Annotated in this window: 17 protein-coding genes and 1 pseudogene; 11 read left to right on the top strand and 7 right to left on the bottom strand. The window is 60.2% G+C overall.

The window, feature by feature from the left end; genetic code table 11:
- Positions 1-146 precede the first annotated feature (146 nt).
- The 5 genes and pseudogenes from FGE21_RS00005 to FGE21_RS00025 form a co-directional block, all read right to left on the bottom strand.
- Positions 147-491: a hypothetical protein gene (locus FGE21_RS00005; RefSeq protein ID WP_139660592.1), complete on the bottom strand. Its 345-nt coding sequence runs from the start codon at positions 489-491 to the stop codon at positions 147-149.
- A gap of 272 nt (positions 492-763) precedes the next feature.
- Positions 764-1,102 carry a hypothetical protein gene (locus tag FGE21_RS00010; protein ID WP_139660594.1) on the bottom strand — a complete coding sequence of 113 codons (339 nt, stop codon included), beginning with the start codon at positions 1,100-1,102 and terminating at the stop codon, positions 764-766.
- A gap of 40 nt (positions 1,103-1,142) precedes the next feature.
- The gene (locus FGE21_RS00015) at positions 1,143-1,301 is read right to left on the bottom strand and encodes a hypothetical protein (protein WP_176695330.1); all 159 of its coding nucleotides are present in this window, start codon (positions 1,299-1,301) and stop codon (positions 1,143-1,145) included.
- Between the two features lie 85 nt (positions 1,302-1,386).
- A pseudogene (locus FGE21_RS20255) lies at positions 1,387-1,572 on the bottom strand (IS110 family transposase); the annotation flags it as partial.
- 104 nt (positions 1,573-1,676) lie between these two features.
- Positions 1,677-2,303, bottom strand: coding sequence for a hypothetical protein (locus FGE21_RS00025; RefSeq protein ID WP_139660595.1), 627 nt, complete (start codon positions 2,301-2,303; stop codon positions 1,677-1,679).
- 282 nt (positions 2,304-2,585) lie between these two features.
- Here FGE21_RS00025 and FGE21_RS00030 point away from each other — a divergent pair, with 282 nt between their 5' ends.
- The 9 genes from FGE21_RS00030 (at position 2,586) to FGE21_RS00070 (ending at position 21,341) form a co-directional block, all read left to right on the top strand.
- A complete protein-coding gene (locus tag FGE21_RS00030) occupies positions 2,586-4,076 on the top strand; it encodes a hypothetical protein (protein ID WP_139660597.1) in 1,491 nt (496 codons plus the stop codon).
- A 127-nt stretch (positions 4,077-4,203) separates the two neighbouring features.
- On the top strand, positions 4,204-7,887 hold the full coding sequence (locus FGE21_RS00035; protein ID WP_139660599.1) for a hypothetical protein: 3,684 nt from the start codon (positions 4,204-4,206) through the stop codon (positions 7,885-7,887).
- Positions 7,888-7,923: 36 nt separating this feature from the next.
- Entirely contained in the window at positions 7,924-11,049 is a 3,126-nt protein-coding gene (locus FGE21_RS00040) for a hypothetical protein (protein ID WP_139660601.1), read from the top strand.
- A gap of 483 nt (positions 11,050-11,532) precedes the next feature.
- Positions 11,533-14,946 (top strand): glycosyltransferase, encoded by a 3,414-nt coding sequence (locus FGE21_RS00045; protein WP_139660602.1) that lies wholly within the window; start codon positions 11,533-11,535, stop codon positions 14,944-14,946.
- The gene (locus tag FGE21_RS00050) at positions 14,943-17,510 is read left to right on the top strand and encodes a DUF3131 domain-containing protein (RefSeq protein ID WP_139660604.1); all 2,568 of its coding nucleotides are present in this window, start codon (positions 14,943-14,945) and stop codon (positions 17,508-17,510) included. The genes FGE21_RS00045 and FGE21_RS00050 overlap by 4 nt, the downstream gene beginning before the upstream one ends.
- 294 nt (positions 17,511-17,804) lie before the next feature.
- Positions 17,805-18,701: a siderophore ABC transporter substrate-binding protein gene (locus tag FGE21_RS00055; protein WP_139660605.1), complete on the top strand. Its 897-nt coding sequence runs from the start codon at positions 17,805-17,807 to the stop codon at positions 18,699-18,701.
- Between the two features lie 6 nt (positions 18,702-18,707).
- On the top strand, positions 18,708-19,658 hold the full coding sequence (locus FGE21_RS00060; RefSeq protein ID WP_139660607.1) for an ABC transporter permease: 951 nt from the start codon (positions 18,708-18,710) through the stop codon (positions 19,656-19,658).
- Positions 19,648-20,592 carry an iron chelate uptake ABC transporter family permease subunit gene (locus FGE21_RS00065; protein ID WP_139660609.1) on the top strand — a complete coding sequence of 315 codons (945 nt, stop codon included), beginning with the start codon at positions 19,648-19,650 and terminating at the stop codon, positions 20,590-20,592. The genes FGE21_RS00060 and FGE21_RS00065 overlap by 11 nt, the downstream gene beginning before the upstream one ends.
- On the top strand, positions 20,589-21,341 hold the full coding sequence (locus tag FGE21_RS00070; RefSeq protein ID WP_139660610.1) for an ABC transporter ATP-binding protein: 753 nt from the start codon (positions 20,589-20,591) through the stop codon (positions 21,339-21,341). Before FGE21_RS00065 ends, FGE21_RS00070 begins: the two co-directional genes overlap by 4 nt.
- 34 nt (positions 21,342-21,375) lie before the next feature.
- Here FGE21_RS00070 and FGE21_RS00075 read toward each other — a convergent pair whose 3' ends face one another.
- Positions 21,376-22,191, bottom strand: a complete 816-nt coding sequence (locus FGE21_RS00075) for an AraC family transcriptional regulator (protein ID WP_139660612.1) — start codon at positions 22,189-22,191, stop codon at positions 21,376-21,378.
- Positions 22,192-22,390: 199 nt separating this feature from the next.
- Between FGE21_RS00075 and FGE21_RS00080 the strand changes: the two genes are divergently transcribed.
- Both FGE21_RS00080 and FGE21_RS00085 read left to right on the top strand, forming a co-directional pair.
- Complete coding sequence (locus FGE21_RS00080; RefSeq protein ID WP_139660614.1) at positions 22,391-24,523, top strand: TonB-dependent siderophore receptor; 2,133 nt, start codon at positions 22,391-22,393, stop codon at positions 24,521-24,523.
- A 44-nt stretch (positions 24,524-24,567) separates the two neighbouring features.
- Positions 24,568-26,190, top strand: a complete 1,623-nt coding sequence (locus FGE21_RS00085) for an alpha/beta hydrolase-fold protein (RefSeq protein WP_176695332.1) — start codon at positions 24,568-24,570, stop codon at positions 26,188-26,190.
- 90 nt (positions 26,191-26,280) lie between these two features.
- On the opposite strand, the gene FGE21_RS00090 is transcribed toward FGE21_RS00085, so the two are convergent.
- The gene (locus FGE21_RS00090; protein ID WP_139660617.1) at positions 26,281-26,733 is read right to left on the bottom strand and encodes a CoxG family protein; all 453 of its coding nucleotides are present in this window, start codon (positions 26,731-26,733) and stop codon (positions 26,281-26,283) included.
- Positions 26,734-26,737 lie beyond the last annotated feature (4 nt).

Below are 26,737 nucleotides of genomic sequence, written 5' to 3' on the forward strand. Positions count from 1 at the left end.
CACTTTAAAGGGGGAGGCTCAACGCTTCCGTTGTTTCTCCGGGGTCGTGGGCCTTGCCGGACCTGGTCTGTTTGAAGGTTGGCACATGAAGAAAGCTGCCAAGCGCATCGTAGTGCTTGCGCAGCGTTTCCATGTTTAGGACCTTCTCAGTACCGAGCATTGTCATTCTGGCCGATGGCTGGCCCGGGGTCTCTCCAACGCCGTATGATTAAGGTACTGTCTTTATCGGCTGTAGCGTCGATCTCAAGAAGCACCGCCATGACCTTGAGCGGCTGCCAGGTCTCGTATTCCTCTGGAGGGAATTCGTCCTTGTAGGCCCGCGCCCTGTCATAGGTCAGGGATTCCATCGCCATGCGCAGTTCTAGCGCGGCATATTTCAGCCGCGTGTCGTCGTCTTCCAGAGCCTCGCGGGCACGATTGAGTGCCTGATGCGCTTCATGTCTGTAGTTCACTTTGCCTCTACCGCCGGTTTCCTGCCGCGAAAAAGTCATCCAACATCTTGAGCAGAAGCCTAGATCTTCGCTTGGCCATGCGCAAACAGGCAGTTAGCCATCTCGGTGCCGGCTAAGAAACCAACTCGTGAGAACTCGCAGCAATTGTTGCAGAGCTACCCGAATTGTCACATGCTGCGGTACTCGCCATTGTAACAAATTGGCCCTGGGCTGTCTTTCACCGCGCGGATTCGATGCGAGTTCTGGAGCATTTGGCCAAATTTATTGGCGCCATCGCTCTAACTTCGTCTGGTCTTAAGAGGGGCTGACCCTCAGTCAAACACCTTTTCCGGCTGCTCTACCCACGGCATCTCCGCCACGCCGCAGAGGTCGAAGATCGACAGCACTGTGGGTTCGCGTCGCAGCACCAGCCGCTCCAGAACTGAGGGCGCGAGCCATGCCAGCCGGATCACGCGGCTGACATAGCGGTCGGAGATGCCTTCCTCTCTGGCGCGATCGGCAATGGTGGTGACGTCGCCGCGCTCCAGCCTGCGCCGCCAGTCCCACGCACGGCCGATGGCGCGCAACAGCCGAGCGTCCTGGCCGCGATCCATGGCCACCTCGATCTCCTTGGGCGGCAGGATGCGCGGGCGCCCGCCGCGATTGCGCATTGTGAGCGGTATGTGGACACGGAGGCTTCCGGCTCTGCCATCACGCCACCTCCGACTTGCCCGGGGCCATGAGTGCGGCAATTGCACCCAGACCTTCATGACGCAGGTCGACCGCCAGCCCGGCCTCGCTGGCCGTGACCCGCGCCACCAGCAGCCTGACCACGCGTGCCTGTTTCGCCGGGATCAGCGCGTTCCACATGTCGTCGAACTACCTCCGTCGCCAGCGCATCCAGTGTCTGCCGCGTGTCGCGGCAAATGCCGCCAAGGGCCAGTTCCTGGATGCCCCGCAGCGTCCGACTGACGAAATGGGCGCTGAGGCAGGCTTCCATCCCGACGATGCATCGCGGCAACTTCTCGAATGTCGCGATCAGCGCCAACCGCTTGATCTGTTTGCGCAACACCAATCGTCCATCCCGGTCGGACCCGACGAGGTGGAACATATCCCTGCCGATGTCGATCCCGATGGACATCAGCTGATCGAAGGTTTTCTTCTCTATGCTATTTCTCCAACTTGCAGACGTAGTTACAGCCTAACCTGCTAGTTGAAGCAGCCGGTACATCCCATTATTTGTGGTTAAAATGTCTGACAGCCAGTGGCGGCGATTTCACCGGGCTTGACCGGGTAGTGCGGTTGTGGGTTAAGGACCACGCGCTGAATTCCGGTGATGCGTCGCATGCAACCATCCACCCAGGCCTCATCTATGCCACGCCCACCCACATATATGTCGATCCAGTCGTGACCCTGGTGTCCGCTGTGACAGGGTCCGTTCTGCGGGCTGGGGCCGTCGCCGCAGAGATCCTCGACGATGGCGTATTTCTGCAGGTTCTCGATGTAGAAACGCGTTCCTGCGGGATAGTCCATAATACTCGTTCTGCCTTGGCGCCTGTGGCCCACCGCAAGCGTGACGGGGTCGGCATAGGTTCCTGTGCCGCCTGCAGAGCGATGGATGACCGGGCGCGCGATCTGAGCCGAGCCGCGCGGCGTATTGTCCCAGAAACTGTATCCGGTCAAATACACGTTCATCCTTTGCTCCGAATTTTCGCGGGCGATGTCGCGGGAGGCGTAGGGTATCCTGTCGCCGAGGCGCAGGTTGGTGCCTGCCCGGGTCAGGGTATCGTAGCCGACCCGTGGCGCATCACTGCAGGCAGAGAGAGTTACGGCGGTCGCAAAACATGCGAGGGACTTAAACAGGGTACTCATTACTTCACCATCCTTACGAACTGAGTAGCGGGCTCCGGAATGGGATTGTTTCCAGTTCCGAAACGGACTCAGAGAATGAAGGGGGATGAATTGTGATTGGATTAATCTCTCAAAGCGCCTCAGCAAAAATTGCAAAAATTCATCAACGCGCATGCGGTGCCGGTCTAGCTCCGACGTCGGAGGCTGCTTTAAACCTTGACGTAACGTTAACGCACCGGTCAGAATGCGCCTTGTATTGGCACCAGCGAAATTGTCAGCGCCATCAGGTGGCCGGGGGATGTTATGGGAGAGTTTTCGGTCGAAGGCACCGAACTTAAGAAGCTTGTCAAAGTCGCCAAGAAACGCCCGCTCGCCTTTGCGGTTGCGCCCGGGACAGACGGGGACAGCTTTTTCTTTGCCCTGCACAAGAGGCTCGCGCCGGAGATTGTCGCGCGAGGTGTCAAAAAAGAAAGTGGAATCAACAAAATAGCCTATGGTCTGTGCTCTGTTGAGAGCAAGGAAATGGTGTTGACCTGCCAGCGTGAATTGCCCGCTTTGGCGAAGCGTTTGAAGAAATGGCTGAAAAAGCAGAAGGCCCCTTACAACGTTAAAATTCTGGACGAAAACGGCAATGTCATTGACACCGACATTGAGGATCTTCCGGACGATGCCCTCTATGATGAAGAGCCCGACGTCGAGGACGGGGAGGGCACGGGAGATGACGGACCCGATCCGGCGGCCCAGGAGTTGCACAAGCGCATCCTTTCTCTTGTGCCGGACATCCGCGCATTGAACGGCCCCGCCCGGACCAAGCTTCAGGCTGCGGCAAAGGCTGCATTGGACAAGAACGAGACGGGCGAGACGGAGGCCGCCGCAAAGCTTGTGGCGGCAATCGAGGCCGACCTCAGGAAACGCCGGGCTGTTGCGTCGCCGGAAACGGGCAAACAGGACGGGCAGACAGCCAATGCGCTGGTGGAACGGCTGAAAGATCTGCGCCCGCGTTGCCAATCCACCCCGCCTCCTGCCAATGAAAGGCTCATGAAAGCCTGGGGGCTGGCTGCGGAAAAGCTCCGTGGAAAGGACTTCGCCGGGGTCGAGGCGGCGCTCAAGGCAATCGAGGCGGCGCTTGCCGAAAACCCGGTCACCGATCCGCTGCAGCAACAGTGGGAAACGCTGTGGGGGCGGCTGTCACCAGTCTTGCTGAAGGCGCTCAATGCCGACCTGCCCGATGCCCAGCGGATGCGTGCGGCCATGCATATGGCCGACGAAGCGGCGTCTGTCGGTGACTATAAAAAGGCTATCGCGATTGCCAACCGCCTCGAAGAGGCCCTGAAGACCTCTCTGCAGAAGCACAAGGAACAAGCCAGTGCCTCCGACAGTGCGCTGGTGGATTTCACAAAGACCAGATTGCTCTGGAGCCGGGCCAGGTCCCTGCTGAAGGCTGAAATTGATAGGCTCGGCAAGGAGATCGTATCGGCCTGCGACGGAGAAGACTTTGAGGGTATCGAAAACGCGGTCGGGGACCTGCAGGGGTACTTGGACCCCATCGACGAAAAACTCGAGGATGCGCTGGACGATCTGATACAGGAGGCGGACCCGGTGAAGCGCGGTCCCCTGCGTCGGAAATGTCATGCTGTCATCGGTGACTATGTGGCCGAACTGAATTCCGGCATCTTCACGATTATTGATGATGGGAACGGGTTTGTTTCCGGGCTCAAGGTGCGCAAAGTCGCGGTTGCGGCGCTGGATGCGGTTGCCAAAGAGCTCGATAGGGAAAAGGAGCCGGTAGCCTGATCCGGGCTGACCGGCTCGCAAGACGTCGTTGAAGACTTTTTATTGAGGCCGCCCAACCGGTCTGATTTTTCATCGCCACACAGCCTGAGGCAGCCCGCGACACCGGCTGCTGGGAATGGAGCGCAAAATGCCTGATGACAACGCCCCGATTACGGTCAGCGATCTGGACACCAAAATGCTGGCCTTTCTGTCGAAATGGCTGGGAAAGAATGCGATTGTGTCCGGAGGCCTCGCAAAGCGGCTGCGTCGCAAAATGCTCAGCAAAACCAAGGTTCGCGATTTTCAGGACAACGTCAAAAGACAATACGTCGAATATGTGAACGCCAAGCAGAAAACCGATGGGCTATTTCGGGAACTTATGACCGAATATTCCGGATATTGGGACCAGATGGAGGATCTCAAGATCCGGATGCAGCAGACCGATGCTGAGCTCCAAGACATAGCGAGAAAGGTGCATAATGCACCGGGGGACAGCCCGGCCTTCGAGGCCGGCACGGCACAGCTGCGGGCCATTCAGTATCGGATCGCCACAATAGGCTTGCGCGCGGGCATCACCGCCGAGGCAATCGACAGACGCCGGGAGAATTTGAGTGAGGAAGAGCAGCGCAGGGCTTCTGCAGCCCTGTTGCTGGACCGGATCAAAGAGGCAGGTCAACAGCTTGCGGAGATGAAGGCGTTCACGGATGAGAGCGTTCTGACCCCTGCGCTGGTTAACCGTTCGATCGCGGGGGACGACGAGGCTGAAGACACCCGTGCGGGGGCGGTCGGAGCCTTGGATGGGGTGCATGCTGCTCTTGCGGAGGCGCTTGAGGCGCTGCGGGCCGAGGCAATCGCGGAGGACACGACCAGCGACCGGCTGACCGAACTCGGTGCGGAGCTGACCTCTGCGGTGAGGACGGCAAGCAGCGACCGGGCGGCGCCGATCCGGGACCTGTTGTCCGTTGTCGAGGAAATGCGCGAAGCCGTGCTGGACCGGTTGACCGAATTGGCGGGCAGCGATCCGGTTGCCGGTCGCGAGGTGGCCCGGCAGGTCAAGATGGACGAGACCGTCGATAGGCTGCAGACCGGAATTGATGCGCTGTCGGCGAAAATCACCTCCCTGACCGGAAAGCTGGAGGCGGCAGAGGGGTTCAAGGAAAAGCAGCGCCTTGCCGAAGAGCTGCGCGGGATTGAGACGCAAAAGGCCGCATTGCAGGAGCGGCAGGACCAACTGGTTGCCTACAAAGAGAAAACGGCAGACCGGGTCGGCCGGATCGAGGACATTGCGGCAGAGGCGGCGGCCGTCAATCTCCTGATGGCCGCGATCCGCGACGGCACCCCGACGCCGGAAGAGGCGTTTCAGGCCTATCTGGAATCCAAGCCCCCCGACGCGCGCACCGTCAAGGAGGCCGCGTCGTCGAACAGCGACAGCAGCACCTTCAGGGAGCAGGTTCTGGCACGGCTGGACATGGACCTGGCAACATACACCAAATCGTCAGAAACAGTGGTCCCCGAGGCACGCATGTTCCTGAGTGAACCCGAAATTACGCGCATCACTCAGGAACAGCTTGGCACGCTGACCATGATGATCAACAACGCGAAATCTTTGGCCTCTGCCGGGAAATACAACGAGGCGGAGATGATCCGGACGGATGCTCTGGCTCTGCATACGGACTTTGTCGCGTCACGCCATTTTGCGTTGCCCAAGCCTCAGGCAGAGGCACCTGACCCGTTTGAGGCCTTTGAGCGGACCCTGACCTCAGTCGCTGTGCTTCTTGATACGCTCTGGGGCAAAGGCGGGGATGCGGATGGGGCGCTCCGGGCCCGGCTGTCTGACATCAAGGACATGCGCGATGCGCAAAAGCTTCGGGCGGACCCCGATCTGAGCGTGGCAACACAGGCCCTCAGCGCGCTTGAGGGCGATATTGTGAATGCCACGGTTCCCGACCGCGATCCGGTGGTGCTGGAAAAGGACAATGCCGCGAAAGAGGCCGCAGTGGCGAAGGTCTCTGAAATCAAACGCGAGATGCTGGACATTTTTCAGACCAGAGAGATTACCGATCTGAGCCTTTTGGCGAACCTGCCTGAGGATCATGTGATTTCCATCACCGACTCGAACGGCGAGAAGAAATTCTATGAAATCAAGATGAAGGAATCCTCTGACAGCAACTTGATGATTGATCGTAGGGGCGAGGACTACAAGAACGTGCCGCGCGAGGATATGACGCGGTTGCGCCAGCAGATGCAGATGCTCGAACTGCTGTCTGACACCGACGCTCCGGGCTGTGCCAAGATGCTGGAGGACGCGACCGCCGCGGTACAAGAGCTGCTTGAACAGGTCCAGGACGGTGACGCCTACAAAGCGGCCTATGACGAAATCAAGCGGGTCGCCGAATATCTGGCCGACGTGAAAATACGGGTCCTTTTTGAGGACTGGCGCCCCGATGGCTATGGGGCTGACAAGGCCGCTTTTGACCGGTTGAAAGACGGTTGGGAGGGGTCGAAAAAGCCCGCAGACGTCGTGCGCGAAGCCCGCGCTCTCTACGACAGGTTCGACCAGATTCACAAACCCGCAGCAGAATCCCTGCGTGAAGATCATGCGACAGCCAAGAAAAAGCTGGATGAGATCGAAAAGGATCTATCGGCGGACAAGAAGGGGACAGAGGCCAATGTCGGCGCCAAAATTGCGCAACTGACCAAGATGAAGCCCGAGGATCTGTTTGCAGGGACCGCGATCAATCTGGAAACGAAAACAGACGAAGAAAAGGCGCAACTGCTTGCGGCGCCTGACATTATTCGCGGGGCGCTTTCCTATATGAGGGAGGCCGACAAGACGTTCGCGGGCGCCCAGGGCAAGATCCGTGCCACGCTTTTGGACCTGAGGGAGGCCCTGGAAACCCGGTCGCGCCCCTCGGTGGATGACGTGCAGCGCCGGGCTGACGCGCTGTCGGATGAGCTGAGGCGCTCTTTGGTGGAGCTGGATGCGCTGCTGGCCAACAAGGCGAGCAATCCGGAGGCGTTCTTGCTCGGGATGGCGGCCTTTTTGGGGGAGGCGCAGAAAGGCACAATGGAGGCCCGCAACGACTTCGAGTTCGCCGAAGAGCAAAAACGTCTGTGCAAGGAAGAGCGGAAAAAGGTGCAGGACTGGCTGGATCAGAACAGCCTGGAGACCCATGCCAATTATACCGAGTACACCTCCATCGCGGCTGCGCTGGGCGGGACCTATGACTCGATCGGACGGAACCTGGAGGCCTCCAAGGATTACAAACGCGCCGGGCAGGACTATATGGACGCGACCAAAAACTGGCGCGATCTCCATGATGACGTCACCAATGCGCAGGTGATCGCAGAGGCCGAGTGGTTTTTCGATTTCGATGCCTGGCAAACGAAAATGCGGGCATCCGTCGCCAAGGTCGCCGTGGCCGCCGGCAAGGTTCAGGAAATGCTGAACGGCAAGTTCTCCGATGATGAGCGCAAAGACGATGACGAGGCAAAGGCCGCGGTGGCCGCCGTGAACACGGTGCTGAACATGTGTCAGGGCGACAAGAATAGCGTGCTGGTTTTCGATCCCGCCGTGACGCAGCGCCTGGCGAACCTTCGCAATTCCGATCACGCCGACGGCCAGCTGCCCCTGAAAGAGAAAAAGGCGATCATGGCGCAGCTCCGCGAGGACACGCTGAAGCAGGTCAGGCGCATCCGGACCCGGCTCGAAAGCGATCCGGCATTGGAGATCTACAGGAACAACCCGCTCGATCGTGGGCAGACCTGGGTGCAGCTGACCGCCACCCTGCTGAATATGGAAACAGAAATTCTGAAGAACCTCGCGCCGTAACAGGCCGGGGCGTGCGATTTTGACCGGGGACCGAATATGCCACTGACAAGCGATGAATTTGACTGGGTTGGGTATGTATCCGGCAAGAAACTCGATGAGGCGGCCTATGCGCTGGCGCAGGAACGTGCAGCGGGTCGTGAGGAATTCCTCGGGGTGATGGATGACTATCTTGACGGGATCCGTGAAACGATTGCCGAAAGTCAGGATCTGGTGATTTCGAACGACAATCATCCGCTGGCCATCACCCGGGCCTGGCGTCAACTGGTTGGTACTCAGGACAAAAACGTCACCCAAATCCCCTGGCGCGCCAACGAGGGGGATCTGGAGAACGCGAAACTGGGCAAATGGGCGATGCTGGTGGATGTCGAAATCGACACCAAGGAGGACATCGGCGAAGATACGCATGCGATTGACCCGGTTGCGTTGGAAAAGATGCGGCAAGGCTATGAGCAGGCGATGGAGGCTCAACGCAAGATGGAGCTGCAGATCGGTCCGGACGGGATGCCGCTGTTTGATGATGATGATATCCGCCGGGAAGTCTGGACACCGCTGGTGCGTGCGGGCGTCATTCCGGACAATCTGGTCCCGGACAAATATTCCGAACATGCCATTGCCTTCAACGGGGCTGCGGAATTCTACGAAAAGAAGATCGAAGCCTTTTCCGCGACCACAACCACCGGGCGCGAGAATTTCAAGCTGGGGATGAAAATAGCCAAGGAAAGCGTGCAGCTTGCAGGGACGCTGACTGCGGAGGTGCTCTCGGCAAAAGATGCGATGGATGTCGCCGCCAAAAAGCAGGAGCTGATCGAACTCAAGGCAGAGAAATCGGCAGCGACCGACCCGGCTGAACAGGAACGTCTGGGGGACCTCATCGCCACGCGCAACAAGGAGATCGCTATCGCGGGCACGGATGAGATGATTGCAAAGGCCGCGACGACGGTGATCATCGGCGGGCTTTCTACAGTTGAGCTGATCGACGAACATCGCCATTCCAAAGCCGCGCCGCTGGACAAATGGACCAACACGATTTCTCAGGCCTTGTCGATTGCCGAAAGCATGACCGTCGCCACAGTGCAGTCCGCGATGACCGCCAGCCAGTCCAATCCTTCAGACGCGCAGTCCAAGGCAAAGGTCGCTTTCACGACGGGGGCCATCAGTACAGCCTTCAAAAGCGCAAAGGTTCTACCGCAGCTCGTTGTCATGGGGCAGAAATTCCATGACCGCAATTACGAGGGTGGTTTCGATGAAATCATGAAGGTCATCGCCGGTCTGGGCGATGCGGTTGCGGCCGGAATCGTGGCCTCTGCGAACAAGTCCTATGCGGACCTGAAGGAGTCTGATTTCAGCACTCAGGATGACTACAACAATGCAGTCAACGACCGCAAAGACTACATCGCCGCACAACAGCAATTCGCCGCGGCGCTGAAACTTGGCATAACGGCCGGAGTGAATGTCAAAGCTCTGGGCAGGGCGATCTTCGTTGACAAAAACGCAGGTCAGGCTGCGTTTCTGCTGACAAATGGCCTGGCCGCAGGTCTCAGTATCGGTTTCAGCGAAGAGATGTACGATGGGCTCCGGGACGATATGTCTGCTGAGGAAATCGAGCAACTGGACCATTTCAGACGCGCCTATGCGGAAATCCAGTCGGATCGAGTTCACGACAGTGGCTCCGCTTCGATGATGAGCAGTTTGAACAGCGCCCTGTCACAGTTGAACAATACGGCGGCCACCCTGAAGCCCGAGAGTGAAGCGGAAAGCCTGGGGCGCGACCTGGACGACGAAATCGCCCTCAGCCAGGAAGCCATCGCCCGCAAAGAGCTGGAGGCTGCCTTTTCGCCCGAAGGGATGGCGGCGATCCTTGCTGAGGCCGATGCGGAGCTGGTCGGGTTCGAGGAAATGTACTCCAATGCCTTTCCTGATCCGGACATCACCGGCAAGACCGAAGAAGAACTGGTGCGGGCGCAGGAATGTATCGACCGGGCGATGGCCAATACGTCCAAGCTTCGTCAGCAAGCGGAGTTCTGGAATACGCTGACGGCTGGTGCCTTGGGAGTTGCTGCCGCAATCGTGCCCGGCGCGGGCCTTGCGGTGATGCTGCAGAAGCTGGTGGTGGATCTGGTCAAGATGCAAAAGGCCGCAGATGTGCACAACGCCTGGGTGGACAGTATGCGAACCGCATTTGCCGCCCGCGCGGGCACTGCGCCGGCCATCGAACAGACCCTTGGGAACTGCTATGTGCACCTCAATCACGCGCGGATACAGGTGGCCTTTGATTCCGTCGCGCTGGGGGCCGAGGCTGCCAAGCTTTTGGACCCCACCGGGGTGTCTTCTATCGTTGCCAGCACCAACAAGATGGCCAATGCCGTGGTCGAATTTGGCTTCAAGATGCATACTGAGATCGCCATCAAAAACGGCTGGGCTGCCTATCTCAAGGCGCGGGATAATCCCGGCAATCGCAAAGCTGCCCGGGCTGCGATGCGTTTGAATTCGACCCTGGCGAAATGTTGTATCGCATATGGCGCGTCGATCATGGGCGATGCCTCGGCCCAGAACGCGCTGCGCATTTCGGGTCTGTCGGTTGAGGCTTTCAAGAATGACAAGGACATCTGCGTCAAACTGATCGCCTATCTCGAAAATGAACTGAAAGACGACCCCACCGTGCTTGGCGTTGAAAAGAAGATGGACAGCAACTGGCATCCCGGCAAGCCGTCTCTGACGCTCACCGGCTGGACCGCGTTCAAGGCGGCGGCGGCCAAATCCGCCGTCCCGAAGCTGGACGCAGAAAGCATGAGCACACCGGCGATTGACCGGTGCCTCGTCGAACTGGGCAAGCTTGAGGAATGGCAAAAACCGGAACTGTTTGAGAACGCGCGCCAAACCGACAGCACCATGGCTGCCGATCAAGAACCCGCGCCGAACGCGCTCAATCAGGAGCTGGCCGCGCTGGTGTCCAATCTGTCTGCCGCAGTCGATCTTCTCGAACGTCTTGCGGCTGCGGCGGGCGAGTATCGTCCAGTGGTCGCGGGCTCTGGGGCGACGGTACATGACGGGATGCAGGCCGTCAGCAAGACCGTTGCTGTGATGGCACGCGCCCAGGCCGCGGGCACCCGAAAGAATGCAGAGCTGATCAAGAAATTTCCGGACCAGATCGCCCTTTCCTGAGATCGCGGAGCCCGGCCCGCCCCGGGTCAGACCACGCGCCTGTCTGAGTCCGATCCTGTCTGACCCCGTCCTATCTAGACCCGGGCCTGTCTGAACCCGGGCCTGTCTGAACCAGGGCTGACGAATCGAGCCTACCGGCAGCAGGCCAGTCGGGGCGATAAATGAGGATTGGTGCACAATCCTCTCGTGATTAGGTGCATTGATACCGAAATTTGAATAAAATTTGCAGAGTTTTGGATTAAAAATTAAGAAGATTTTGACAAAGGGTTCGACAGGCGGGATTCTGCCACCTGACCCATAGGGGCTTCAGATCTGGTGTGTCCGTGAGGGGTGGGGACCTCGATTTCGGATCGCCGGAGAATTGACTGGAGCTTGCAGCGGGTTCGGGGGAACCGTGCCAGTTATAGTGCTGATTATATCTCCGACGAGGATCTACTCGTCTCATTTGATCGTGGTATCAATACTTTGCAGGGGAATTCCTCTGTGAGCAGATTTGCATTCCACTATGAAAACCTGACGTCTGGCCGGAATGCGCTAAAGGTCTTTGATGACCCGCGGCAACTGCGGGCGCGCAGGCTGCGGCGTGTCATTCTTGCGCTGGGCTTCGGTCTTTGCCTTTGGGCGGGGCTATTCCTCAACGGAGCCGTATCCTGGCAGACGGCCTACAGTGACCTGAGCCGCTATTGGGGGGGCGAAAACGGGGCTCAAAGGCGTCTGACCGCCACATCACAGCCGCTTGAGCACCTGAGGCTCGCCTCGCTTCAGCCGCAACTGGATACCCGGCCAAGCTGCGAACAGCCCAGACAACCCTATCTTACGGCGATGGCGGATCCGACCAACGATGTTGTCTTCGCGCATCTGCCGACCACCTTTGACTGGGCTCACCTCTCGTTGAAGGACAGTTGCAATACGATCGGAGTTCTGGTGCCGGAATGGTTCCGGATCACGTGGGACGGAACCGCCGCCGAAACCACGATGGAAAACCGCTATACCCGCATGGCGGCGGAGGAATTCCGCAGGTCGTCGCGTTTGGTGCCGGACCTGATGCCAACGGTAACCCTGGATCCCGGCCAGGACAAACCTGGCTTTTTCACCACTCTCAACTCCGAAGCGCCAAACATCGTAGCGGGTTTGGTTGACAAATTGCTGCCGCTCTATGCGCAGGGGGCCTGTTTCGACTTTATGGAGTTGAACTCCGGTGATCTGCGGATGCTGCGTCCGTTTCTGACCGCTCTGACGGCCGGGTTCGAGGCCCAAGGCCTGCAGAGCTGCATCGTTCTGAGCGCGACCGAAAGCCTGTGGCAAGACGCCGGCAGCATGGCGTTTTTTGACAAGGTCATCCTGAAGATGTTCAGCGAGCCTTGGGTCGGTACCGCTCCCGGTCCGTTGGCGCCCGATGCCTGGTTCGTTGAAACGGCCAGGCTCGCGGCTGAGGCCTTGGGACATGACAAGCTGGTGGCCGCACTCGGTAATTTTGCGGTGGAGTGGGTGTCGGGCCAGCCTCTTCCCACCGTCTTGCCCTATGCCGAGGCGATGGACAAGATCGCCAGAGCCGGCGCAACCGTTCGCTTCAGTCCCAAGACATCAGGCAGTTTCAGCGCGTTTCAGGATAGCGTCGGACTGTCTCACAAGATCTGGCTGCAGGATGCCGCGACGCTTCACAATCAAATTACGGCGCTGTCGGCCCTCGGCATTTCGCGCATCGGGTTGTGGTCCCTGGGACAAGAGGATCCCGGTGTCTGGACCGTGCTGCGTGGTCAGCAGATGACACAGGATGAAATGAGCGCGGATCTGGCCGTCGTCCAGCTCGACAATTTTGTTGGCTACCGGGGCGATGGCGCTTTTCTGCGTGTTGAAACACGCCAGTCCCCGGGCATCCGCCAGGTGCGGTTTGATCCTGAAACCGGTCGGGTTGCCTCGCAGGTTTATGATCTCATGCCGCGCCCCTATACGATGGAGCGCTACGGCAAACCGGCTGGGCGCAAGGTGGTTTTGAGTTTCGACGACGGCCCGCACCCGACCAACACGGCGCAGGTTCTCGACAGTCTGAAGGCTACTCAAACGCCTGCGGCTTTTTTCGTCACCGGCAAAAGCATCATGGATGCGCCTGACCTTTTGAAACGGGTCATCGACGAAGGACATGAGGTTGGGGCCCATACTTTCTCACACCCCCGCATGGATCAGATTTCCAAGACGCGCCTGGACCTGGAATTCAGTTTGCTGGACAAGATCGTTGCGGGGGCCGCCGGGCGCAAGACGGTGATCTACCGCGAGCCGTTTCAGCGCAGCGGCGGACCAATCAGCGCGGAGCGTGTCAGACCCCTTGAGGCGGCAATGGCACGCGGGTTCCAGATCGCCGGTATGGATATCGTCCCCAGAGACTGGGAGGGGTGGAGCAGCCGCGAGATCACCGATTTTGTGGTTCAGGAGGTGGAGCGCGGTGCGGGCAACGTGATCTTGCTGCACGACGGCGGCTTGAACCGGGAAGCCTCCGTGGCGGCGGTTCCATTGATCATCTCGGATCTGCGTGCGCGGGGCTATAGTTTCACCACCATGGCGGACCTGCTGGGAACCACCCGGGCGGATCTGATGCCGGTTGCCGAAGGCGGCCATCAGACCTTTGACCGGGTGTCCTTCTCGGCGGTCGCTGGCGCGAAAACCTTTGCGGTTAGCGTGTTCTGGGTCATCCTGGCCATCGGCGTGATCCGTTCGGTCGTCATTCTGGTGCTTTCGGTTCTCAACTGGAAGGGACGCCAGGCGGTCACTTTGGTCTCGCCACGGGTGGCGGTGATCATCCCGGCACATAACGAGGAAGAGGTGATCCGGACCTGTATCGAAAGCGTGCGCGCCAGCGACTACCGGAACTTCGAGATTATTGTCGTGGACGACGGATCTACCGATAATACCCTGAACGAAGTCTTCAAATTCAGTCACAAACAGGACGTGCGCCTGATCTCACAGCCCAATCAGGGAAAGTGGAGCGCATTGAACAGGGCCTTGCTGGGGGTGGAAGCCGATATCGTCGTTTGCATTGATGCCGACACGCAGATCAAAACCAACGCGATCACCCAGCTCGTGAAGCATTTCAATGACCCGAAAGTCGGCGGTGTGGCGGGCAAGATCATCGCCGGCAACAAGGTGAATTTGCTGACCCGCATGCAGGCCTTTGAATACGCGACCTCGCAGAATGTGGAGCGCATGGCGTTTGATCTGGTCAACGGTATTCTGGTTGTCCCCGGTGCGCTGGGCGCCTGGCGGGTTTCGGCGTTGCGCAAGGCCGGGCTCTATAGCGATGCCACCTTGACCGAAGACGCCGATCTCACCATTCAGGTCAACCGGGCGGGCTACCGGATCGTCTACGAACCGCGCGCGCGCGCCTACACAGAGGTGCCCGAGCAGGTCGGCCAGCTTCTGAAGCAGCGCCTGCGCTGGTCCTTCGGCATGTTCCAAAGCGCATGGAAGCACAAAAGCTCGATATTCGAGGGGCGCATGGTCGGGCTGTTCTCTATCCCCGACATGTTCATATTCGGGTATCTGTTCCCGCTTCTGGCGCCGATTGCGGATCTCTTCGTCGGCATCATGCTCTACAAACTCTTCATGGATGGCGGGGCGGGCGAAGCCGGCAGCAGTATCGGCAGCCAGCCGTCGCATTACCTGTGGGCCTATTTCACACTGCCTGCGCTGGAGTTCCTGATCGCCGCCTTTGCGCTTGCGCGGGATGAGGACGAAAGCCTCTGGTCGCTGCTGCTATATCCTGTGCAACGTGTGTTCTACCGGCCGCTGCTCTACTATTCGGTCATTCGCGCCGTCTTGCGCGCCATCACCGGACGACTGGCGAGCTGGGGCGCGCTGAAGCGGCAGGGGCGGGACTACAGCCTTGTAACGGCCCGGTCATGAAACGAAGGTGCTTTCTGAAGACCGTCGTGGCGGCGGGCGCGGCGAGTCTCACGCCGCTGGGTGCCGTCGCACGCGGGTTTCGCGGCGCGGTTTCGCCGCAAGGCTATCCTGTCATATCCCATGTGGACGGGCGGACCTCCTTTGCCCATCTGATCGCGGTGCTGGACGCATTCGGATCGCGCAGTATTCCCGTCACCTGTCTTGTGTCGCCCTATGATGACGAGGGGCAGGCGCTCGGCGCTGATAGCGCTCTTGCCCGGTTGCTGTCCGGTCTCTTGCTCGGGGGCAGCAGCATTGAAATCGCACCTTTTCTGCCGGATATCGCCGGCCGGTCGCAGTATTTTCAGGCACGCTCCGCCCATGAGGCCGTGCAGACCCTGTACAGGATGCTGGCTCCGGTGGCGGGGGCTCTGCCGGCCCCGCTGCGCATTCAGACGCTCGCCTGCAGCAGCATGCCACGGCCCGCATCACCCGAGGCGCTGCGCTCTGCCGGGATTTTCAACGTGCTGAGCTTGCCTGACAGCACCCGTGAGGTGCAGTCCGAAACATGGGACAACGGCGTCGCCCGGCTTTTTGGCGGCACCCTGTGTGATCTCAGGGTGCCGCCGCAAACCGCCGAGACCGAGGCAGCCACACAAACGGTCTATTATCTTTCCGCAGCGTCGTTCGGCAAACTTCCCCTGGCCCAAGCCGAAGCGGCCGCGGACCAGTTTGCGGAGGCGCTATCGCAGCAGGAGCTGGCAGGCGAACGGTCGCTTCTTGCGGTCTATGATCTGCAGCTGCGGGACTCCTACCAGTTCCAGCGGATCATTTGCCTGCATCTGGCCGAACCCCTGGCGCTCTCCGGTCCGGAGCGATTGGCCTACACACGATTGGTATCCACGCTGGACGGGCTCGCCATCCCCTATACCCGAGGACCCGATTTGGGATCGGCAGGGCAGGCGGCGCAGGCTGGGGTCTGGGTTTCGACTGACACGGAACATTTTTCCCGGCCCGGAAAGCCGGCCTGGCCGACAGCTGTTCCTGTTCAGATCCGGCCGGGCGGCGACGGGCGAGCGGCCGAGGTGCGCACGACGCGGCCATTGGTTGCCGGGATCGGGGTGCGGACCGGGCCGGACACGGCGGCGCCCGGGCTCGGGGGGGACGGGATTTTGACGGTGGCACAGCGCGATATCAACAGCGCTGTTTCGCCAGAAATGCTTGCCGCGGTTTTCGCCGGGCTGAAAGATCAGGTGATCGTTCTTGACGCCGGGGCCTTCTCGGATGAGCGGGCGCTACGGGATCTGGTTCAGGTTCTGAAGAGCCTGCCTGCGGATGGGGTAACGGCATTTCGAACCATCGGTGACTATGCCCGTCTGATTGCGCCGACCAGTCCGATTTGTCAGCGTCAAAGGCGTTTGGCGGCGGCCCGGCCAGCGATCGTGGCGCAGGACGCGGCTCTTTCCGAGATCATGCGGGACGAGCTGATGGAGGATGCGGCGGTCGCCTGGCGGTATTTTGAGGAATTCACCAATCCGAAAACGGGTCTGTGCCCGGCCACGGTGAATTTCGCGCCCGGCGGGCAGTTGCTTGAAGCGGTCACCATGTGGGATGTGGGAAGCCAGATCAATGCGCTGGTTGCCGCCTCTCAGATCGGGCTGATCGACGACAAGGGCCTGGAGACCGCGATTTCCAGGATATTGCCGAACATTGCCGGGCGCGTCTCCGATGGCAGGCGGTTGCCGCAAGGCTGGATCCGGACAGATCGGATCAGATGGGGCAACCGGGATTTTGATGGCAGCGACGCCGGTCGGCTGCTGTCTGCGCTGGACAACCTGCGCCGCAACAGTGACTTTGGCGACCGCCTGCAAGAGCTTGTGGCGTCCTACGACTTTGAGCAAATCATCATCGGGGGAGAGGTTTTTTCCGTCCTCGAAGGTGAGCTGAAGAGCACCTATATCTCTCATAGTGCGCATTACGCCGCCCGTGCGTTCCGGCGTTGGGGCTTTGAGGTGAACTCCCCCTATGAGGTTCTGGCCGGACGATCCGAGGCGGATGGACAGATGGCCCTGCTCGAATCCGCGTCGCGGATTGGGCCATTCGGGGCAGAGCCTTTGTTGCTGGAAGCGATGGAGCTTGGGATGTCACCGGAAAGCGCCTATCTCGCGGATGTGCTGTTCTCTGCGCAGCTGGAAGAATATGAGGAAACAGGGCGCCTTGTTTGTGTGTCTGAGGGGCCGATCAACAAAAGTCCCTGGTTCCTGTATCAGGGGCTGCAACTTGATGCGGCACCGCGGACCTGGGCCATAGACTCGGTCGATCTGGAACCGGAATATCGCACCCGCGCCTTTGTGGAGGAAAACCTGGTTGTCAGCAGCAAGGCTGCCTTCTTGTGGTCCGCCTATAAACCGCAGGAGTATTCGGAGCTGCTGCGCGACCATGTGCGCAGGATCGCCAAGACCCGCAACGGATATGCGTCCAGTATTTTCGTGAAATCCGGCATGCCCACCTCCTCCTATAGCGACCTCAATACAAACAGCGTTATCCTGCAGGCGATTGCCCACAGGTTGAATCCCACAGGTTGAATCCCTCGGGCTGAACACCGCAGCATAGGCTCATCGGGCGGTCCTTCCCCTCTTGGTATCAGTGGGCTGCGAGGCCCGAAAAAAGGGGCCGGGAAAATATGGGCGCATATCCGATGATCCGCAGCTTTCATGGGCGGCTATCAAATGACATATCAAGGCCTTGGTCGCTTTTCGCGAAATGCCCATGGCCATTTTGCGAGGCCTGTGGCAGGGTCCCACCGCCAGCGTCTGCACTCGCACCAGCCAGCAAGACTGATCTTATCCTCACTTTGAAATGACCTGGAGTCCTTTCCGATGTTTCGATCGCTTGCGTGCGGCGCTGCGCTGCTTGTTGCCCTGCCGGCTTTTGCCGCCGAGACCCTCTCTGTTGAGACCTATCGCGGAGCTGCGGACGTCTCCGCAGATCCCGAGAGAATTGCCGTTTTCGATATTGCGGCGGTGGATACGATTTCCGCACTGGGTGTTGAGGTCACCGGCGCGCCGGGAAACCTCTATGTGGACTACCTGGCGGATGTGGCCGACAAGGCCGAAGATCTCGGGACCTTGTTTGAACCCGATTTCGAGGCCGTTCATGCCCTGCAGCCGGATCTGATCATCGTCGGAGGCCGCAGCGCCAATCAGCTGGACCCGATGGCGGATCTTGCGCCGACAATCGACATGACGATCTGGGAAGATGTGGTTGGACAAGGGCTGCAGCGTCTGGAGGCCTATGGCAAGATCTTTGCGCGCGAAGACAAAGCGGCCGAGCTGCGCGCGTCATTTGATACCCAGCTGGCAAATACGCGGGAGGCCGTCGCCGAGAAAGGCACAGCTTTGATCGTATTGACCAATGGTCCGAAAATTTCGGCCTACGGCAAGGCGGGCCGTTTCGGCTGGGTGCACAGCGCTCTGGATCTGCCGGAGGCGGCGCTGAAGATCAGTGATTCCACGCATGGTGAAAGCATCTCGTTTGAATTCATCCAGACGGTGGACCCGGATTGGCTGATTGTGGTGGATCGTCTTGCGGCCGTGGGCCAGCCGGGCGAGGACGCCAGGACCACGCTGGACAATACGCTGGTGCATGAAACCCGCGCCTGGAAAAACGACCGGATCATCTATCTCAATGCCTCGGATATCTACATTTCCGGCGGCGGTATCCAGTCCATGATGCGCACGCTGTCTGACATCGAGGCCGGGTTCAAGGGGCACTGACTGGCCATGGCGCGTGCGGTTTCGGGGCTGATTGCCCTCGGTTTTTTGTTTCTGGGGTCGCTCTTTGTCGGAGCGACCCCGCTCGTTCCGGCGGATCTGTTGACGCAAGAGGCCTGGGAGCTGATCCGCGACAGCCGCTTGCCGCGCGCATTCGCGGTGGTCTTGACGGGCGCCTCGCTGGCAATAGCCGGTCAAATCATGCAGCTGATCGCGCGCAACCGCTTCGTGGAACCCATGACCGCAGGCACAGGCCAGAGCGCGATGCTGGGGCTGCTCTTGGTTTCGGTTTTTCTGCCCTCGGCTGTCATTGGAATAAAAATGGCCCTGGCGGCCCTGGCTGCGCTGCTTGGCAGCATTGGCTTTTTCATGATCATTCGCCGCCTGCCACCCGAAGAGACGCTGCTGGTGCCTTTGGTCGGCATCGTCTACGGCGGCGTGATTGGCTCCGCGGCCGTGTATTTCGGTTTTCAACTGGACATGCTGCAATATATCAGCATCTGGCTCACGGGGGAGTTCTCGGGCACCATGCGGGGCCGGTATGAGCTGTTGTGGATCGCCGGGGGCGTTGCGGGGCTGAGCTATATCGTGGCGGATCAGTTCTCCATTCTGGGTCTTGGCGAAACGGTGAGCCTCAATCTCGGCCTCAACTATCGCCAGGTGGTGCTGAGCGGCCTGGTGGTGATTTCGGTTGTGACCGGTCTGACCGTGGTGACGGTTGGCGCGATCCCCTTCGTGGGGCTGGTGGTTCCAAACCTGATCAGCCGGATCGCCGGCGACAACCTGCGGCGCAGCCTGCCGCTGACGGCGATGGCCGGAGCGGGGCTGGTGCTGGCGTCGGATATCTTTGCCCGGCTTGTTGTGCATCCGTTCGAAGTGCCGGTTGCGACGGTGATCGGGATTGTCGGAGCGGCGGTGTTCCTCTGGATGCTCTATGGCAGGGGGCCGCATGTATCATAAACGACTGGGCCTTCTGGCTTTGCTGCTGCTCGCTTGCGCGCTGGGCTATCTGTTCACCGACGTGAAGGGCAGCCTCGAGTTCGCGGTAATGTTTCGGGGCAAGAAGCTGGCCGCCTTGCTTTTGATCAGCGCCGCTCAGGCGGTGGCGGCGGTGATGTTTCAGACCATTTCCGGCAATCGCATCCTGACGCCATCGATCATGGGCTTTGATGCGCTCTACGTCTTGATCCTGACCGCTGCCGTCGTCTTTTTGGGCGCGCCGACCTACCTGCGTCTGGATGCCGGTCTGTTGATGCTGGCCAATGCCAGCTTGATGTGCGCGGCGGCGATCCTGCTGTTCGGGCTGCTCCTGCGCAAGGGGCGGGATGACCTGATGCGGATGCTGCTGACGGGGGTGGTGCTCGCCGTGATGCTGCGCTCGATCACCGGTCTGCTGCAACGGGTCATCGATCCGAGTGAATATGCGGTTGTACAGGCTGCGTCCTACGCCCGTTTTGCGCGGGCAGAGACGGACCTTCTGGGGGTCTCTGCGGCGCTGTGTCTGGCTGCGCTGGCGCTTGCCTGGCGGATGCGGCACCGGCTCGATGTGCTGGCGTTGGGACCGGTGGTTTCGACCTCGCTTGGCGAGCCACCACTCAAGGGGCAAAGATGGGCGCTGTTGTTGATTTCGGTGCTGGTTTCCGTGTCGACGGCACTGGTCGGGCCGGTTGCCTTCTTTGGGCTGCTGGTGTCTGCCCTGACATATCTGGTGCTGCCGACCTACAGGCACGCCGTCTTGCTGCCCGGCAGTGCCCTGATCGCCGGGGTGATCCTCGTGGGGGGGCAATGGGCCCTGGAACGTGTCTTTGCCTTCTCGACCCCGTTGAGCGTGGTGGTGGAGTTCCTGGGCGGCCTGGTGTTCCTGCTGTTGTTGCTGAAAGGACTGAAGCGTTGATCGAAGTTCACAATCTGACGTATCGCATCGCGGGCGCCGCGATCCTGACCGATATTTCGATGCGTGTGCCCCTCGGTGGCATTGTCGCGCTGATCGGTCCCAACGGGGCAGGCAAATCCACGCTATTGTCGCTGATGGCGCGGCTCTTGCCGCTGCAACAGGGGCGCATCACGGTGGACGAGCTGGTCGTGGGGCAGAGCGATGACAGGGAGCTGGCGCGTCGTCTGGCGATCCTGCCGCAGACGATGCAGGCAACCAGCCGCCTGTCGGTGCGGGATCTGGTGAGCTTTGGCCGCTACCCCTATCACCGGGGCCATCCCACCGCAGAGGATCGTGACCGCGTCGAAGACGGGCTGCGCCTCTTTGATCTGTCGGGCATGGCGGACCGGTCCCTTGATACGCTGTCGGGCGGACAACGGCAGCGCGCCTTTGTGGCCATGACATATGTCCAGGACACGGATTACCTGCTGTTGGATGAGCCTCTGAACAATCTGGACTTGGCCGCGTCTCGCGCGCTGATGGTCCGGCTCCGAGAGCTCGCCGATGAAAAGGGGCGAACGATCATCATCGTTCTGCATGACATCAATTTTGCGACCGCCTATGCGGATCGGGTGCTGGTGATGAAGAATGGACGCCTTTGTGCGGATGGGCCGCCCCGGGACGTGGTGACGCCGGAGCTGATAAATGGCGTGTTTGAGACGGATGCCCCGCTGCGGATCGTGGACGGTCGCCCGGTCGTTATGGTCTGAGGCACAGGGGTGCTAGGCCGAGGGCACAGGGATGCTAGGCCGAGGTTTCTTGCTGCGGGCGCAGCTGTGACGGTGCCACGCCGTAGGCTTTCTTGATCGCTGTGGCGAAATTCTCGGGCGTTGAATAGCCGGCGCGATAGGCCGCCTCGGCCACGCTGAGGCCCAGCCTCACGATGGCCTCGCGTCCGGCTTCGACCCGGCGCAGGCGCAGATAGGCCCCAAGACTGGTACCTTCGTGATCGGCAAACAACCGTTGCAGGGTTCTGAGACCGATCCCGCAGGCCTGGGCCACATCCTGCGAGGAAATACTGCGGTGCAGGTTCTGATTGATGAAGCTGCGGGCCCTTTGTATGCGGGCGGTGTCGTTCTGGGACAGTGCCCGCAGATCCTCCACCGCGTGGTTCAGCAGGTCGAGCCCCATCGTCATCCGGCACATGCGCGAGGTGCTCTCGACCAGATCGGAGACAAGGGCGGTCATCCCCGGCGCCGGATGCCAAAGCCGATAGTCCAGATCCGCATCCGCAGAAACCATGTCCGGCAATTGCCCGCCGTCCAGCATGTCGATCCATTCCGGTGACAGGGACACAACTGTCTTGATCAGCGGATGGCCAAGGTTGACCTCGTAGAAGACAGTCAACGCCACCTTGCTGTGAAACAGCATCGCATGAGGCTGTTGGCGCGCATCCAGTTCGAATTTGTGGTCGCCAAGACGAAATTGCTGAAATCCCGAGAGAAGACACAGGAGCGAGACCTTGGGCTCCGCCTTGCGCGGATCATTCCCGAGGACGCCGTCCACTCTCTTGTTCAGCACTCCGACGCGCAGATTTCCGGGAAACCGGTCGATTGCCATGTCGCCAATCCAATTTGGTTGTCAAGTTAAGGGGTGGCGCGAAATCAAAGGTATTTGTCCATCGGGCAAATGCTCTGATTATCGACGAGCTAGGTGATACCCTATAATACCTGCCTAAATGGCTCAAGTATTCAACGATTGAGCCACGGCGGAAATTTTCGACATTTCCAGCCGGATTTCAGGACAGAAGGGGACATCAATGACCAGACTTGGGAGCCGCGCGGCTTTTGCTGCGCTGATGATGACGGTTGCGCTGCCGCTGACCGCCTATGGGCAGGACGTAATTGAACTTCAGCCGATCAATGTCGCAGGCGAGGATCCGGAAGGTCCTGTCGAAGGGATTATTGCCACGACGAGCACCAGTGGCACCAAGACCGGCGTGCCGCTGACAAAGATCGACCAGATGGTGAACGTCGTTCCGGCGGATCAGATTGCAGCCCAGGGTGCTGAGACAGTTGCCGAGGCTCTGCGCTTTACGCCCGGTGTTGTCACCGAATATCGCGGCACCTCCAACCTGCATGACGAGATGTATGTGCGCGGTTTCGGCTATGTGCCCCGTTTTGTTGATGGGCTGGCGTTCGGCACCAATTCCTTTGGTCAGATTGATCCCTGGCTGCTGGAGCGGGTCGAAGTGCTGAAGGGCCCGGCCTCCGTGCTTTATGGGCAGGCCAATCCGGGCGGGATCGTCAATCTTGCGACCAAGCGTCCGACCGGAGAGTCCTTCCGCCGGGGCCGGGTTGCCGTGGGATCGGATGCCCGCGCTGAAATGTCCTTTGATATGGGGGGCACATTTGCCGACAATGATGCGTTGAGCTGGCGTATTGCCGGGACCGCATGGCAGGCGGATACCCCGGAAGACGGGCTGAAACAGCGCCGGTATGCCTTCATGCCGTCGTTGACCTGGGCACCGGATGACAGTCGCAGTCTGACCGTTTCCGTGCTGAGCCAGAGCGACCCTGACGCAGGGTTCCGCAACTTCCGCGAGAAACTCGGCACGGTCGATCCGACCGCTTTCGGCTATATCCCCAGAGACTTCCTGATTTCGGACCCAAGTTTCCAGAAATCTGAACGCTACACCAATGCACTGTCGGTTCAGTATCGACAGGATATCGGCGCCAACAGCAGCCTGCGAGCGAATTTCCGGGCCACCGACATCACCACCGACTACCGCACCCTGACCTGGGGATCCCTGGCGGCGGATGAGGAGACCATCTCCCGGACTGCCTCGGGCGGCACCGATGATCTGTTCCAGCTGGCGCTGGATGTCGGCGTGGAGACGACATTCACCACAGGGGCAGCGGATCACACATTGCTGGTCGGGCTGGACCTGCAACAGCACAAGCGCGACTACAATTGGGGGTTCAACTTCTCTGTACCCTCGCTCAACTGGCGTGATCCGGCCTACGGCCTCAACCCGGCAGACTATCCGCTGAGCGACCGCCAGAGCGATACAGACACCGTTGCGCGCCAGTCCGGCATCTATGTTTCGGACCGCATTGAAATGGGGGCGCTGCAGCTCTCTGCCGGTCTGCGTCTGGACAAGTTTGACACCGAGATCACCGACAACATCGGCAACATCGGCAACAGCGTGTCGAGCTTTGACGACACCGCGCTGACCGGCCATATCGGGGCGCTCTATACTTTTGACAATGGCGTCGCGCCCTATATCAGCTACGCCACCAGCTTCGAGCCGGTGACAGAATCGCCCTTGGCGGGCAACCCCGCCTTTGACCCGACCGAAGGCGAACAGATCGAGGCCGGTGTGAAGTGGCTGTCGCAGGACGGACGTTTCTTCGCTCAGGCTGCCATCTTTGACATCACCCAGACGGGCGTGCTGAACTACAATTCGACCCTTGGCGGATATGAGCAGACCGGTCAGATCGACAGCCAGGGCTTCGAGTTCGAAGGCCGGATGGAGCTTGCGCAGGGTCTCGATGTGATCGCATCCTATTCCTATCTGGATGCCACCGTGGCCGAGTCGATCCGTTCGGATGAGGTTGGCAAGACACCCTCGCGGCTTCCGGGACATCAGGCGTCCATCTGGGCGAACTATCGTATGGAAAATGGCATCGGTCTCGGCGCGGGCCTGCGCTATATCGGCGAAAGCCAGGGCGATGGCGCGAACAGCTTTACCGTCCCGGACGTCACCTTGTTTGACCTGGCGCTCAGCTATGATTTCGGCGCGCGCAATCCGTCGCTGGAAGGCATGAAGGCGCAAGTCAATATCCGCAACCTGACGGATGAGTACTATGCGGCCTCCTGCGCGTCTGTCTACGCCTGTTTCGTAGGCACCGGGCGCACGGTCACGGCATCTCTGGACTTTGCCTTCTGATGCCTCGGGTGAGACAGTTGGCACTGGCTGCGGCGGTGGGATCCATGATCCTGCCGCTTCAGGCCTTTGGACAGGATGTGTCGATCAGTGGAACGATTTCGGCCGACAGCATCCTCATTGATCTGAAGGCCCACGCCGGGGATTATTTCAGCGGCACCCTGACCGGGCAGGATCTGCACCTGTATCAAAATGAGCCGGAGCAGCCCCGCATGCGGTTGCTGGCGCAGGGAAGCGGCGGGGCTGAACGGGTTCATTTCATCGCCCAGACCGAGGAAAGCAGGCTGGAGCTCGTCGGGCCGGACGGTGCGGCCTTTGATCTTCGATTGATGCGACGGCCATTGAGCGCGGATCAAAGCGCGCCGACCTCTGCTCCCGAGAGCCCGGCCCTGCGCGCGGCGTCAACGCAGCTGGCAGCCGGGAAAAGCGAGGATGACATCTGGTCCCAACTCGCGGCCACCGGCACACCGCTGGTCGAGGGGGAAGGGGACAAGGCGATACTCACCTTTCTCTACCGCGGCGCGCAGCACAACGTGCGTCTTTTGGGGGGACCGTCATCGGATCATGACTGGCTGAGCCGCCTCGGGACCTCCGACATCTGGTTCAAGAGCTACCACGTCCCCTGGGACACGCGGCTGTCCTATCGTCTTGCCCCTGACGTACCGCAATTCGACGCCAATTGGCGCCAGAAGCGGATCGCGATTCTTGCAACCGCAGCCGCGGATCCCGCCAATCGCAGCCCCTGGCCGCCGGCGGCGCCGGATCGCTGGCATCAATGGTCAACCGTGAGCCTGCGGGACGCGCCGGATCAGCCCGGGTTCCCTGTGGGCCGGGGCGTGGTATCCAACCTCAGAACAGAAGATTTCACCTCGGACATCCTTGGCAACAGGCGGGCGGTGAGCCTCTATCGTTCGCCGGGGTATGATCCTGCCGATGAAGATGCGATCCTGCTTTTCATGTTCGACGGCCCACGCGCGATCTCGGAGCTGCAGATCCCGGGGATGCTCGATACGCTGACCGTGTCCGGCAAGCTGCCATCGGTGGCGGCCGTTTTCATTGACCCCATTGACGGGACGCATCGCGGCGCGGAGCTGCCGGGAAACCCGAAATTCAGCGCCTTCCTCGCCGATGAACTCCTGCCGTATGTCCTCGGGAAACTGGGCGCGGCGCATCAACGGGAGCGCACCGTGCTCGCCGGCGCAAGCTATGGTGGTATCGGGTCAACCAATGCAGCGCTCGATCGGCCAGAGAGCTTTGGAGCCGTGATCTCCCTGTCAGGGTCCTACTGGTGGTCGCCAGAGGGGCAGGAGGTCGCGGACAATGGTCTGTCCTATGTCGCCAATCGCCTGATCTCACGGGGAAATGCGACAGAAACTGCGGTAGAAAATACTGCGGGGCAGACGCCAGGACAGATGGCGGAACAGACGGTGGGACAAGCGGCGGGCTTGCGGAGCTTTATTGCCGCCGGGCACTTCGAGACCAGTCCCGATGGCCAATATGAAATCCGCGAAACGTCGCGGCAGGTCCACGGTATTCTCCGCGCTCTGGGAGAAGAGAGCCACTGGCGGGAATACAGCGCGGGTCACGATGGCTTTGTCTGGCGCGGAGCCTATGCGGATGGGTTGCTCGCGCTCTTTGGCCAATCAACGAAGTCGCGGGCAACGGACTGATCGGGATGTCGGCCGCTGCTGTCGGCCCTGCCAAGTCGGCAGGGCCGCATCCGTGATCAGGTCGATGTCGGTGTGCGGCCGGTTCGATGCTCAGGAAACCGCATCCTCTTCCATGATGTCCTGAAAGGATTTGAAGAACTTGGCGGCCAGCTTCTTGGCTGTGCTCTGGATCAGGCGGCTGCCGAGCTGCGCCAGTTTGCCGCTGATTGCGGCCTTTGCCTCGTACCGCAGTATCGTGGTGTCGCCCGCCGCTGTGAGGGTGACATCGGCGCCGCCTTTGGCGTTGCCTGCGGTTCCTCCGTTGCCCTGACCGGTCAGGGAAAACGCATCCGGTGCGCCGCTTTTGTCCAGTTGCACGTCACCGCTGAAGCGGGCTTTCACCGGGCCGACCTTCAATACGACCTTCGCCTCCAATTCGGTTTCGGAATGCTGCACCAGCTCTTCACAGCCGGGAATGCATTTTTGCAGGACATCAGGGTCGTTCAGCGCCGCATACACGCGGTCCTTTGGCGCATTGATGATGATTTCGTCAGCGAGTTCCATTGGG

The organism is Phaeobacter sp. B1627 (assembly GCF_006265095.1).
Lineage (GTDB): Bacteria > Pseudomonadota > Alphaproteobacteria > Rhodobacterales > Rhodobacteraceae > Epibacterium.